Origin of the sequence: Arcobacter peruensis (genome assembly GCF_003711085.1) — a bacterium.
Lineage (GTDB): Bacteria > Campylobacterota > Campylobacteria > Campylobacterales > Arcobacteraceae > Poseidonibacter > Poseidonibacter parvus.
On sequence record NZ_CP032363.1, the window covers coordinates 1017857 to 1030649 of the forward strand.

Below are 12793 nucleotides of genomic sequence, written 5' to 3' on the forward strand. Positions count from 1 at the left end.
AATTTTACCTATTCCAATTTTTATAATTTGTAAATGAGGGAAACTGTTGTAAAAATTCTTCTTTATCAAAAGTAAAACAATAAGAATCCATATAAGCAGATAACAAATCATAAGATTTTTTAATCTCTAAAAACTTTTCTTCACTTCCTTCTGGCATATCAGGATGGTATCTTTTCGAAAGTTTTAAATATTTTTGTTTTAAATCTTTTTTTGATAATCTTGATAATATTCCTAATGTATCAACAGCTTTTTCAAATTCTTCGTAATCCATAAATTTTCCTTTAAATATGAATAACATTCTACAATATTTTTTTTAAAGCAAAATTCTATGCTATTATTGTGCAATTATTGTAAAGTAAAAATTTTAAAAATAAAAAAGGATTTATATGGTTTACACACTTTATCATGTCCATGACCCAATGTGTTCTTGGTGTTATGCATTTAAACCAACACTTGATGAATTGCGAAAAAATTTAAGTAAAGATACTAAACTAGTTCATGTAGTTGGAGGCCTTGCTCCACACTCAACTGAACCAATGCCACAACATCAAAGAGAAATGATCGAAAATATTTGGCATGAGATTGAACAAAAAGTAGGAACAAAGTTTAATTATGACTTTTGGAGAGAAAATACACCTAGACGTTCAACTTATCTTTCATGCCAAGCAACAATGCTTGCAAGATACGAGGGCTTAGAAGATGAAATGATTACAGCAATTCAAGAAGCTTATTATTTAAAAGCTAAAAATCCAAGTGATGCTTCAACTTTGATTGAACTTGCAAAACAAATTGGAATGGATGAAAAGAAATTTGAAGAAGATTTAAAATCACAAAAAATTGAAGAAGATTTAAATAATGAACTAAATTTTAGGCGTTCGCTTTATGTGAACAGTTTTCCATCTTTAGTTTTAAAATATAAAAAAGAGATATATCCTATAAATATTCAATTTGGCGATTATAAAGCAATGCTTGCTCAAATTGAGAACATGAGAGAAAATACATATTTTTAAAAAGAAAAGGTTTTTACCTTTTCTTTTTTAGTTTTAAGTAAAATATACTATTTCATTAAAGGATCAGTAATTCCTAAAACATACATTCCTATTAAACCTATAATTCCAGCAAGTAAACAATAATAAATTGTAGGAATTATTGTTCTTCTTAAAGTTTCACCTTCTTGATCTAATAATCCAACAGTAGCAGATGCGGCTACAACATTATGAATTGCAATCATATTACCAGCTGCTGCTCCAACTGCTTGAAGTGCTACCATAAATGCAGTTGAAACCCCAAGTGCATCTGCAACACCAAATTGATATTGAGCTAACATCATATTTGATACAGTATTACTTCCTGCAATAAATGCACCAAGAGCACCAACCATTGGAGCAAATACAGGGTAAATATCCCCAACAGAACTTGCAACAAAGTTTGCCATAGCAACAGGCATTGAATCAAAACCTGATTCATTAATTCCTGAATTAATTAAAATTCTAACTAAAGGAATTGTAAAAATTAAAACAAACCCAGCTCCTAGCATTACTCTAGAAGATTCACCTACCGCTTGGCTTATATCTTTAAATTTCATACCATGTAAAAAGTAAGTAATTAAAACAACAAAAACTAGAATTCCACCAGGAAGATATAAAGGAGTAATAGAATAACCTAAACCCTCACCTAAAATATCTTTAAATGGAATTACCCAAGATTTTACAAAAGCTTTTACCTCATCAGAAACTCTAGTTAATACTAAAATAACAGCAACTAAAACATAAGGAATCCATGCTTTTGTTAAAGACATTGGAACCTTTGAACTTAAATCATCTAGTTTAACTTCAAATTTTGAAACCCATGATACTGGCCATTTTTCTTTTGGAGCAAAATCCCAAGTGTTTTTTGGAATTAAAAAACCTTTTTTTGCTGCTAATACAACAATTGGAAGCCCAACAAGCGCACCAATTAATGATGGGAACTCAGCACCTAAATAAACTCCTGTTAAAGCATAAGGAATTGTAAAAGCAATACCAGCAAAAATTGCAAAAGGCAAAATTGATAAACCTTCACTCCATGATTTATTTTCACCAAAGAATCTTGTTAGCATTACAACCATAAATAAAGGAATAAAAGTACCTACAAGAGCGTGTGTAATTGCAACTTGTGATGTAATGATTTGTAAATATTGATCCCAAGAAGAACCCATAGTTTGTAATGTTAAGCCAATACCATCCGAATCTAAGCCTTTATTTACACCAATTAAAATTGGAGTTCCAACTGCACCAAAAGATACAGGAGTACTTTGAATCATCATCCCAACCATAACAGCTGCCATTGCAGGGAAACCAATTGCTACAAGTAATGGTGCTGCAATTGCTGCTGGCGTTCCAAATCCTGAAGCTCCTTCTATAAATGAACCAAATAACCATGCAATAATAATTACTTGAACTCTTCTGTCAGAACTAACATTGTTAAATCCTTGTCTAATTACTGCAATTGCACCTGAATGTTTTAATGTATTTAAAAGCAGTATAGCTCCAAATATAATCCATAAAACTGCAACTGTAATAAGTAGACCTTGTATTGTTGAAGCTAAAACTCTATTGAATGAAACTTCCCAAACTACGAATGCAACAGCTACTGTTGCAATATAAACTAAAGGCATTGCCTTTTTTGCAGAAACTCGAAGTCCTACTAATAATATACCTGCTAAAAAAATTGGTAGTGCAGCAAAAAATGCTTGTAAACCTATTTCCATTAGATTCTCCTTGATTTTATTTCAAAAAAAAGAATAATCCTTAAATATGATATTTTTATGATAAAAATTACATAGCATTAAAATAGCAATTATTTACACTTTTAATGCTTACTTTTGTAACACATCTAATTATTAAGTTTAAGTTTAAAATAAGTTTACTTGTTTAATTTTATTATAGTGCAAACAATACTATAATACTGCCTACTATAAAAAGGATTAATATTTTATGCCAAACAATACAGTTATATATATTTTTAATAGAATAGTTCGACTATCAATTTTATTTTTTATTTTATACTTAATTTTTACTAATTTTGGAACATTTCTAATGATTATAGGGGTTATTCTAATACTTGGATTTTTCTTTATTTATAATTTAAAAAAGAAGATGAAAACAAGTGGTTTTAATTTTCAATTTAAACAAGGTGCAGGTTTTAATCCAAATGATTTCCAAAACTTCAATAACTCAGGCTTTAATAACTCAAATTTTAATGGTTTTAATAATGCCCCAAGATTTGATGAAGTTCAAAAAGCAAAAGATTTCTTTGGTTTTACACACTCTCCTACAAAAGAAGAGATAAAAAAGAAATATAAAGAATTAGCAAGAAAATATCATCCAGATATTAATGATAACGACGATAGCATGATGAAAGATTTAAATAATTATCGTGATGTTTTAATGAAAACAGTTGAATAAATAATTATATGTTTATTCAACAACTTAAAAAGTTTTTCTTAGTAGTTGTTATTCTTTCATCTTTCTTACTTACTTATCTTTGGTATAAAGATTACTCATTTAACTCAAATCCTTTATCTAAAGAAATTCAAATAAAAGTATATGAAAAACATCAGAAGTTAAAATATTTAACAAATAAATATTTCAATATTAAAAGAGTTTTTCCTATTACAATTACTGATGAATTAGATTCTAGTAGATATGGAATGGCAGTTTATTCAAAAAATGGACAGATAAATTTATATTTGAATAAAAAAAGATTTAAAGAAAATGAAAATTATATGATAAATGATGTAATGCCACATGAATATGCTCATGCAATTATGTTTGCATTAGGAAACTTTTCTAATGAAAATCAAGGTCATTCAAAAAAATGGCAAGAAATTTGTAAAAAGTTAGAGGGATTAAGATGTGATAGGTTTGTTAATCATCAAGATATTTTGATTGAAAAAACAAATCTATTTAAGTAAATATAAATAACTCTAATAGATACATAAAAATCTATGATAGATTCTTCTTCATTTTCTAATAAAGTATAATGTAATAGTCTGATAATTAAATCAGTCATTTAAATTTTATTTATTATTATGAATAATCGCTTCCATTTCAACAACTAAATCTTGACATTTTTGAGTATTTAAAGCATCAGGATGAGGATTTGAAAAAGAAGCAATATCATTATCATAATATTTTCCAGAAGCATCTTTAAAGTCATCACTAAGTGCTGCACGAACTAAAATATCAGAACCAACACTTAAGTCACTTCCTTGTATTCCATAAGCTTCTTTTACCATTTTACTAGCAAGCAGTGATTTTGGATTAATACTTACAATTATTGGGTTATTATCTTTGAATAAACTTGCCATATGATTTGTCCACATTGTGATTGCTAATTTACTTTGAGCATAAGCTTCACTACTAGAAGATAAAAGGACATCTCCTTTTAAAGCATTTAGATCAACAGGAGCTTGAGCTGCTGAAGATAAGTTTATGACTCTTGCATTTTTACTTAAAATTGGAAGTAATTTTTTCATTAAAAGATAAGGTGCAATTGTACTAACAGCAAACCTAATATCAAAACTATCTACAGTTCTTTCATCTTGTGTTTTGTAAATTCCAGCATTGTTTATTAAAACATCAATATTTGTAAACTTCTTTAAAATACTATTAGCTAATACCTCAACATTTTTTAATACTGATAAATCACCTAAAACACTGTAGATATTTCCTGAAGTTTTAAAAGCTTCTAATTTTTTTTAACTTTTTCTAACTTATCAAAATTTCTACCATGGACAATTACATTATGTCCTTGTTCTATAAAAGTTTTAGCACTTAAATATCCAATACCATCTGTTGACCCTGTAATTAAAATAGTTTTTTGCATAGTTTTTCCTTATGAGAATTCTGGCAATATTTCATCACCAATAATTTTTAATGTTTTTTCAATATCCGCTTGATTAAAACGTAGATTTAAAGCAACATGATTAATACCAATTGCTTCTAACGATTTTAAATGTTCAATTAAATGCTTAACATTAAGTCTATATCCTAAATGAATTGGTTGTGGACTAAAATTTAAACCTTCTACTAAATCTATATATAAAGATTGAGAGATTGGTCTATTTTGAGTATAGTTTTCTTTTGCATTATCTCTAATTCGATTTACTATTATTTTTTGAGTATGCACAGGTCTTGGATAAGTTATCCAACCATCACCATTTGAAGCTAACCACGAAGGACTTTGTTGTGATGCCCCAGTAATAAGCATTGGTACTTTTTGATTAGTGGGTTTGGGAAGCATATCTAAATTGGCATTTGGATTTCCAAATTCATTATCAAATATTGGAAAATCTTCCCAAATTTGATTTATATATTTAAAACTTTCTCTAAAGTTATTGCCTCTGTTATCATAGTCAATATTCATAGCAGGGTATTCTTTTGCTCTATCTCCGGAAGCAACTCCTAAAATAAGGCGTCCATTTGATAAAGTATCAATACTAGCTGCTGCTTTTGCAACATTTGCAGGATGTTTAAGTGGTAAAATCAAACTCCCAACACCTAATGCTATTTTTGAAGTTTTAGCACTTAAGTATCCTAAATATGAAAAAGGATCATACATTTGCCCAACATCACCAAAGGAAGGGTCATTAAAAGGAATATCTCTTAACCAAATGGCTTTAAAATTTAATTCTTCAGCTAAAAGAATTTTTTCCATTTGATTAACCATAGTTGGAATTGGTGATCTTGGGTAATTCTCTAAAGGAATTACAAGTCCAATACTTAGCTTATTATTACGAAAAACTGAATTAAATCCATTATTGATAGATTCAAAACTTTCTTTGTATTTAGTTTCCATAGTGGACTCCTTTAATATAATATTTAACTATTAGTTATACCATGTGCTTACAGTTTCCACGTCTTGTCTTGATTTTTCATGTTTAGGAGCTTCTTTTCTGTATCCAAATGGAACCATAACTGAAGCACCATATTCATTAGTATCAATACCTAAATCTTCTTCTAAAAACTTATCTGTTAATTTTAAATCAAAACCTTCTGTTGGACAAGAATCTATACCCATATAAGCAGCACCTGTCATCATATTAGCTAAAGCTATATATGTTTGTTTTGAAGCCCAATCAAATACATATCTATCATTTTCTAATAAAGAAAAATCTTCTTTTTGGAATTTTTCATAAAATCCACTATATATTTCTTGAACATCTTTAGGAAACTCTTTTATATCATTTAACATATATTTTATATAATTACTATCATATTTCATTCCAGAAACTTTTCTAGCTAAAATAATTACAAAATGACTTGCAGTTGGAAGTGTTCCTTGTGCTCCCCATGAAAATTCTTTTAACTTTGCTCTTAAGTCTTCATTTTGAACAACAATAAATTTCCATGGTTCAAAACCAAAAGAACTTGGACTTAAAACACCATATTCTAAAATTTGATTGAAATCTTCATCACTAATCTTTTTTGTAGCATCAAATTCTTTTGTTGCATGTCTGAATTTCATTGCTTCTAAAAACTTATTTTCCATTTTAATCTCCATTTTGTAAAGTAATTATCTTTACTGTAATTTTTGTTAGTAATGAAAGTTTACATATTTAATACTTAATTTAGCCTTATAGTAATTTTTGTAAGTAAGGAATATTTATGTTTTATATTGTATACTTTCAATATAAAGGATTTTAAATGTATAAAGTTAATGATAAAGAGTATAAATGTTCAGTTGCTCTTACCTCTGATATTTTTAATGACAAATGGAAGCTTTCAATTATATGGCACTTATTAAGTGAAGAAAAAAGATTTAAAGAATTACATGAAATAATGTCAGATATAACTCAAAAAACTCTAACTGTAAAATTAAAAGAGTTAGAAGCAAAAAATATTATCCATAGAGAAGTATATCCTCAAGTTCCACCTAAGGTAGTATATTCCTTAACTCCTGCAGGAGCGAGACTAAAAGGTGTATTTAAAGAGATGTACAACTGGGGTATTTCATACGCAAGTGAACATGGTGAGGTAACAAGTGAAGATAATGATGTATGCTGTGATACATATATTGCTAATAAGATTGGAATTAATAAATAGATTTATTCTTCCACAATAACTTCACATTTTAGATATAATATTGCTTTTTTAAAGGAAACTAATGAAATTCATATTAACAATATTATTATTTACAAACCTTGCATTCGCAAGTTATACAATCAAATATCAAGGCTTAACACTTGGTACGATAAAAAACTTTGATACACTAAAAGACAATTATTTAGAAGCAGATGTTACAAACAGTATTGCACGTTTTTTACTAGGAAAAGACAAGTTTGTCTTTTATAATGAAGATTATACTGGTAAGAAAGATGATTCGAATACAAAATATAAAAAAGATAAATATGCAATTGTTTATATTTTACAAAAAGCTGCTGCAAATGATATCAAAAATGAAAGAATTGAAGTAAAAAAGAATAAGTTCATTGATGTAAAATTTGATAAAAACTATAAATTTATTTACAATTCTAAAAATAGAATCAAAAGTGATGGTTATTTTGAAATGAAAAATGGAGTATTAGAAGTCTTAGTTGAAGACGTTAATTCAATAAAAATAGTAAAAAACAACTAATTTTATCAAAAAAAGTAAAATAAGCCTTGACAAATCTTCAAAAAAATACTAAAATTCCGACCTAATACCAGTCGGAGTGTAGCGCAGCCTGGTAGCGCACCTGGTTTGGGACCAGGGGGTCGAAGGTTCGAGTCCTTTCACTCCGACCATTTATACTAACAATTTTTAAATTACAAAACTTATTAAATTCACACAAAATTAATTGACTAAACCTATATAAAAACTATACCAATTAACAATAATTTAGGCTAAAATACCAATAAAAAAGGAATATATTATGATTCAAAGAATTATATTAATGTTTATTCTTTCTCTTTCAATTTTAATAGCAAAGGAAAATAAAATGTCAATTTATGATTTTAAAGTAAAAGATATAAATTCAAATGAAGTATCAATGTCAAAGTATAAAGGTAAGGTTCTACTAATAGTAAATGTAGCAAGTAAATGTGGATTTACAGGACAGTATGAAGGTTTAGAAAACTTATATAAAAAATATAAAAATGAAGACTTTATGATTTTAGGATTTCCTTCAAATCAATTCTCAAATCAAGAGCCTGGATCTAATGAAGAAATAAAAGAATTTTGTACATTAACATATGGTGTTGATTTTGATATGTTCGCAAAAATAGATGTAAATGGTGATAATGAAATTCCATTATATTCATATCTTAAAAAAGAAGCTTCAGGAATACTAGGAACAGAAGCTATAAAATGGAATTTTACAAAATTCTTAGTAAATAAAGAAGGAAAAGTTGTTGATAGATTTGGTTCAACTACAACGCCAGCTAGTATTGAAGATGATATTAAAAAGCTTTTGAACTAGTATAATAAATGAAGATTAATGATTTAGAAAAATATAGTTTATTTAAAAAAGAAAAATTAAAAAAATTAAAAAAATTAAAAAATCAAGGTACTTGTAATACAATATATAAACTAACAAGTAATAAAAAAGAGTATTTAATAAGAGTTTTTAAACATACTCACCAAGATGCAAATAGTAGAGAATTTGAGTTTCTTATTCAAAAAAAAGCTTATTTAAAAGGTATTGCTGCAAAGCCTTATCTTTTAGATAAAGCAAACTCTTTAATGATTTGTGACTTTTTACAAGGTAAACATAAAAGCAAATTAAAAAATAAAGATTTAAATAACTTAGTAAATACTATTAAAAAACTTCATTCTATAAAAGTGAATAAAAAAGTATATAGTTTAAAAGATGATTTTAAATACTATAAAGAAATATTAAAAGATAAAAAATCACAAAAAACAGTTAAAAATTCTCTAAAAGAGTTAAAAAAAATACAAAAATACAAATTTGAGGCTGTTACTTCTCATCATGATATAAATATAAATAATGTCTTATTTCATAAAAATAGTTTAAAATTAATTGATTGGGAATTTGCATGTGTAAATGATTTATTCTTTGATTTAGCAAATATTTGTTTTGAATTTAAATTAAATAAAAAACAAGAAAAGAAAGTTTTAAAAAGATACTTCAAAAAAATCAGAAAAAGAGATATTAAAAAATTGGCTTCATATAAAATAATATATGAAAACCTTTGGATTTTATGGTTTAAAAAAGAAAAATACTAAAATAAAGATAACTGCCCTATTTCTTGTTTTTCTTTAGTATTTTCTTCAACCTTTTTTATCTTTTTAATACAAGAAGGCATATCAAATAAAACTTTGTTAACCTCAGCACTTACTTCATGAATTTGTATTTTATCATTAGGATAAATATTAAATAGCTTATTTACTTCTTTTAAATCATCATTATTTAGCCAAGTATTAAAATCTTTCTTTTCTAAAACTACTGGCATTCTGTGATGAATTTTCCCAAGTTTTTCATTTGCATCACAAGTTATAAGTGCAACTGTAACTATTTTCATATTTAAATCAACATCAAAATACTCATCCCAAATTCCTGCAAGTGCTAAATAATCATTTTTAATATCACTTACAAAATATGGAGTTTTTTCTTTATCTTCTTTAGCCCATTCAAAAAAGCCATTAATTGGGATAATACAGCGTCTATATTTAAAAGAATCACGAAAAGTTTTCTTTTCAAAAATACTTTCACTACGTGCATTCATATTCATAGAAGTCTTTGAAGATGCCCAAGAAGGCAAATAACCAAAGTGTGTATATAAATAGTTACCATTGTTTAATAAAGCAGGAATTGGAGTGGTAGGAGGAATATTATATCTAGGGTTTAACTTCCCTACCATATCATTTTCAATTATAGTTGAAGCATCTATTTTAAATACTTTATCATCATAAATACTTAATCGTCCAGGCATATCAATCTTCTTGTATCTTTTTTTGAAGTATATAATAATAAAATTTAAATATCTTCATTTAGAAAAAGGTTTATTTTGGTAAAATTCGACAATGCAATTAGAAGAAAAACTAAAACAATTACCAAATGATGCTGGCGTTTATCAATACTTCGATAAAGATGGAAGACTACTATATATAGGAAAAGCAAAAGTACTAAAAAATAGAGTTAAATCTTACTTTAAATTTACACCAAAACTACTTCCTTCTGATAGATTAGGTCCTAGAATTTATAAAATGATAAGTGAAGCTTTTAGTATTGAGTGGATTGTAGTACCAAATGAACATGATGCATTAATTTTAGAAAATTCTTTAATTAAACAACTAAAACCAAAGTACAATATTTTACTTCGTGATGATAAAACCTATCCATACATTTACATAGATTACTCAGAACTTTACCCTAGACTTGAAATTACAAGAAGAGTTTATAAAAATAAAAATATTAAATATTTTGGTCCCTATTCTACTGGCTCTCGTGATATGCTTGATAGTATTTATGAGATAGTTCCATTAGTTCAAAAAAAATCATGTATAAAAGGAAAAGAAGCATGTTTATTTCATCAAATTAAAAGATGTCATGCACCTTGTGAGGGTAAAATAACAACAAGTGAGTATTCTAAAATAGTTGAGGAAGCAATTGATTATATCTATAATAAATCAAAATTAATTGTAAAACTACAAGAAAAAATGCTTGAATACTCTGAAGATTTTAGATTTGAAGAAGCAATGAAACTTCGAGATAGAATTAAAACAATTGAAAAATCACAAATAAAATCAGGTATGGACCTAGCAACAAATGAAAACCTTGATGTATTTGCAATAAAAGCATCAAAACAAAAAGCTGTAATAGTAAGAATGTTTATAAGAGATGGAAAACTAACCTCTTCTTCTTATGATTTTATAAAAGTAAATTTTTTAGAAGATGAAACTAATATTGATTTAGATGAAGCATATAAAAGAGCTATTGTAAATTATTATGACAATGAAATTCCATTATTACCAAAAGAGATTTTAACAGCAATTGATATTGAAGAAAAAGATGACTTAGAAGAGTTTTTATACAATAGATTTGAAAAAAGAATAAAACTAGTTAATCCTAAGAAAGATAAGAAAAAAGATTTAATTCAAATTGCACTTAATAATTGTGATGAACTTCTTAGAATTGATTCATCAAGAAATCAAAGTACTATATATGAAGAACTTCAGAAGCTATTTAATCTTCAAATACTTCCACATAGAGTTGAAACCTATGATAACTCACATATGATGGGACAAGCAACTGTTGGAGCTATGGTTGTTTGGAATGAAGAACTAAATGCCTTTGATAAAAAAGATTTCAGACACTATAATCTTGAATCAAAAGATGAATATTCTCAAATGAGAGAAATATTAATGAGAAGGGTTGATAGTTTTGAGAAAAATCCAGCACCTGATCTTTGGATATTAGATGGTGGGTCAACACTGCTAAAATTAGCCTATGATATTATTAATTCAACTGGTGTGAATTTAGATATTATTGCAATTGCAAAAGAAAAAGTTGATGCAAAAGCTCATAGAGCAAAAGGTGCTGCAAAAGATATTGTTCACTATAAAGATGAAAAAGGTGAATACAGGTCTTTAAAACTAGAAACAAGTGATCAAAGATTACAATTTGTTCAAAGACAAAGAGATGAAGCTCATAGATTTGTAATCAGCTTTCATAAAAAACAAAAAAGAAAAGAAGATAAGCAAATTTCATTACTTCAAATAAAAGGAATAGGAGAAGCAAAGGTAAAAAAACTTCTTTTATATTTTGGAGAATTTGAGAAAATTAGAAATGCTTCAATAGAAGAGTTAAAAGAAGTTCTAAACGAAAAAGATGCGATTGTAATTTCAACTTATTTTAAAGAAGAATAAAAGAAAACCTATACTTATTCACATGCTTTTCACATATATTTAAATTCTTTTAAATATATTGATAATTTACCAGATGGTATCAAAGATTATACTAAAGTGGATACCAATCTAAATAAGTTTAGAATCTTTATAAATAATTCAAAACCCCCTTTTTTAAGTCTCTATAGCTATATAATTTAAAAAATGAATTTTTTATTATCATATTAAATACAAATAATTTATATAAAAACTTTATTTTCAGAAGCTCTATTTAAAGGGTCTTAAAAGAATATGTGAAAAGTATATGTGAAAAACTTCACTATATATTTATAGTCTTTAATTTTATTGATTATATGCTCTTTCTAGATATAATAACTTTAGCAATTAAATGAATAAGGTTAAAGTACCATTTATGCTTGTATTTGTAATAAATTTAATATTAATATAAAAGAATAATATAATGAAAAAAACAATCATATCTTTATTAATTTTTTCAAACCTTGTAAATTCTACAAGTTTTGATATCTTAGAAGAAAAGTATAAACTTGCAAAAAAATACTCATCAAAAAAATCAAAAAATTATGATATAAAAAAAGCCTATAATATTTTAGTAGATAATGTAAATAAAAATCATGCAAAATCACAACTTTTAATTGGAAGGTTTTTCTTAATAGGTGCTGCAGTTGAAAAAGACTATGAAAAAGCATTGTATTATTTTAAAGAAGCTTCTAAACAAAAAGAATACAATGCAAACTGTTATATAGCATATATGTATGCAAGCGGCAAAGGAGTTTTTCCAAATTTTGGTAGAGCTAATGTATTTGCAAAAAGTGAATATGAACGTGGAAATAAAGTATGTAAAAAAGTTTGGAAAGATTATAACTTAGGGAAATATCCAAAAGATAAAGGTTGGAATATAGGAGATTATAATAAGCCTGTTAAATAAGGCTTATTATATGTT

The 12793-nt window shown here is 26.6% G+C and carries 16 protein-coding genes and 1 tRNA gene; 10 read left to right on the plus strand and 7 right to left on the minus strand.

Features of this window, described 5'->3' with window-relative positions:
* Positions 1-4 precede the first annotated feature (4 nt).
* Positions 5-271, minus strand: coding sequence for a DnaJ domain-containing protein (locus tag D3Z07_RS05220; RefSeq protein ID WP_076085077.1), 267 nt, complete (start codon positions 269-271; stop codon positions 5-7).
* Between the two features lie 115 nt (positions 272-386).
* Here D3Z07_RS05220 and D3Z07_RS05225 point away from each other — a divergent pair, with 115 nt between their 5' ends.
* Positions 387-1010 (plus strand): DsbA family protein, encoded by a 624-nt coding sequence (locus tag D3Z07_RS05225; protein WP_122893242.1) that lies wholly within the window; start codon positions 387-389, stop codon positions 1008-1010.
* Positions 1011-1057: 47 nt separating this feature from the next.
* Here the strand turns inward: D3Z07_RS05225 and D3Z07_RS05230 are convergent, their stop codons facing one another.
* Positions 1058-2749 carry an L-lactate permease gene (locus tag D3Z07_RS05230; protein WP_122893243.1) on the minus strand — a complete coding sequence of 564 codons (1692 nt, stop codon included), beginning with the start codon at positions 2747-2749 and terminating at the stop codon, positions 1058-1060.
* 328 nt (positions 2750-3077) lie between these two features.
* Here D3Z07_RS05230 and D3Z07_RS05235 point away from each other — a divergent pair, with 328 nt between their 5' ends.
* Positions 3078-3446: a DnaJ domain-containing protein gene (locus D3Z07_RS05235; RefSeq protein WP_228144693.1), complete on the plus strand. Its 369-nt coding sequence runs from the start codon at positions 3078-3080 to the stop codon at positions 3444-3446.
* Positions 3447-3454: 8 nt separating this feature from the next.
* Positions 3455-3955, plus strand: coding sequence for a SprT-like domain-containing protein (locus tag D3Z07_RS05240; RefSeq protein WP_122893244.1), 501 nt, complete (start codon positions 3455-3457; stop codon positions 3953-3955).
* 105 nt (positions 3956-4060) lie between these two features.
* Here D3Z07_RS05240 and D3Z07_RS05245 read toward each other — a convergent pair whose 3' ends face one another.
* The 4 genes from D3Z07_RS05245 to D3Z07_RS05255 are packed head-to-tail and all read right to left on the minus strand — an operon-like array spanning position 4061 to position 6534.
* The gene (locus tag D3Z07_RS05245) at positions 4061-4708 is read right to left on the minus strand and encodes an SDR family NAD(P)-dependent oxidoreductase (protein WP_197682261.1); all 648 of its coding nucleotides are present in this window, start codon (positions 4706-4708) and stop codon (positions 4061-4063) included.
* Positions 4709-4731: 23 nt separating this feature from the next.
* Positions 4732-4869 (minus strand): SDR family NAD(P)-dependent oxidoreductase, encoded by a 138-nt coding sequence (locus D3Z07_RS14310; protein ID WP_197682252.1) that lies wholly within the window; start codon positions 4867-4869, stop codon positions 4732-4734.
* Between the two features lie 9 nt (positions 4870-4878).
* Positions 4879-5841 carry an LLM class oxidoreductase gene (locus D3Z07_RS05250; protein WP_076085062.1) on the minus strand — a complete coding sequence of 321 codons (963 nt, stop codon included), beginning with the start codon at positions 5839-5841 and terminating at the stop codon, positions 4879-4881.
* Positions 5842-5871: 30 nt separating this feature from the next.
* Positions 5872-6534 (minus strand): NAD(P)H-dependent oxidoreductase, encoded by a 663-nt coding sequence (locus D3Z07_RS05255; RefSeq protein WP_206423306.1) that lies wholly within the window; start codon positions 6532-6534, stop codon positions 5872-5874.
* A gap of 155 nt (positions 6535-6689) precedes the next feature.
* Between D3Z07_RS05255 and D3Z07_RS05260 the strand changes: the two genes are divergently transcribed.
* The 5 genes from D3Z07_RS05260 to D3Z07_RS05280 all read left to right on the plus strand — a co-directional run bounded on the left by D3Z07_RS05260 (position 6690) and on the right by D3Z07_RS05280 (position 9210).
* Complete coding sequence (locus D3Z07_RS05260) at positions 6690-7088, plus strand: winged helix-turn-helix transcriptional regulator (RefSeq protein WP_122893246.1); 399 nt, start codon at positions 6690-6692, stop codon at positions 7086-7088.
* 61 nt (positions 7089-7149) lie between these two features.
* The gene (locus D3Z07_RS05265; protein ID WP_076085053.1) at positions 7150-7620 is read left to right on the plus strand and encodes a hypothetical protein; all 471 of its coding nucleotides are present in this window, start codon (positions 7150-7152) and stop codon (positions 7618-7620) included.
* 72 nt (positions 7621-7692) lie between these two features.
* Positions 7693-7769: transfer RNA gene (locus D3Z07_RS05270), tRNA-Pro, on the plus strand.
* A gap of 194 nt (positions 7770-7963) precedes the next feature.
* Positions 7964-8443 carry a glutathione peroxidase gene (locus D3Z07_RS05275; RefSeq protein WP_076089214.1) on the plus strand — a complete coding sequence of 160 codons (480 nt, stop codon included), beginning with the start codon at positions 7964-7966 and terminating at the stop codon, positions 8441-8443.
* Between the two features lie 8 nt (positions 8444-8451).
* Positions 8452-9210, plus strand: a complete 759-nt coding sequence (locus D3Z07_RS05280; RefSeq protein ID WP_076085050.1) for a phosphotransferase — start codon at positions 8452-8454, stop codon at positions 9208-9210.
* On the opposite strand, the gene D3Z07_RS05285 is transcribed toward D3Z07_RS05280, so the two are convergent.
* Positions 9207-9917, minus strand: coding sequence for an SOS response-associated peptidase (locus tag D3Z07_RS05285; protein WP_076085047.1), 711 nt, complete (start codon positions 9915-9917; stop codon positions 9207-9209). The two genes, D3Z07_RS05280 and D3Z07_RS05285, sit on opposite strands and share 4 nt — an antisense overlap.
* 91 nt (positions 9918-10008) lie before the next feature.
* Here D3Z07_RS05285 and uvrC point away from each other — a divergent pair, with 91 nt between their 5' ends.
* Both uvrC and D3Z07_RS05295 read left to right on the plus strand, forming a co-directional pair.
* On the plus strand, positions 10009-11853 hold the full coding sequence (gene uvrC, locus D3Z07_RS05290) for an excinuclease ABC subunit UvrC (RefSeq protein WP_122893247.1): 1845 nt from the start codon (positions 10009-10011) through the stop codon (positions 11851-11853).
* 439 nt (positions 11854-12292) lie between these two features.
* Positions 12293-12778, plus strand: coding sequence for a tetratricopeptide repeat protein (locus tag D3Z07_RS05295; RefSeq protein ID WP_122893248.1), 486 nt, complete (start codon positions 12293-12295; stop codon positions 12776-12778).
* Positions 12779-12793 lie beyond the last annotated feature (15 nt).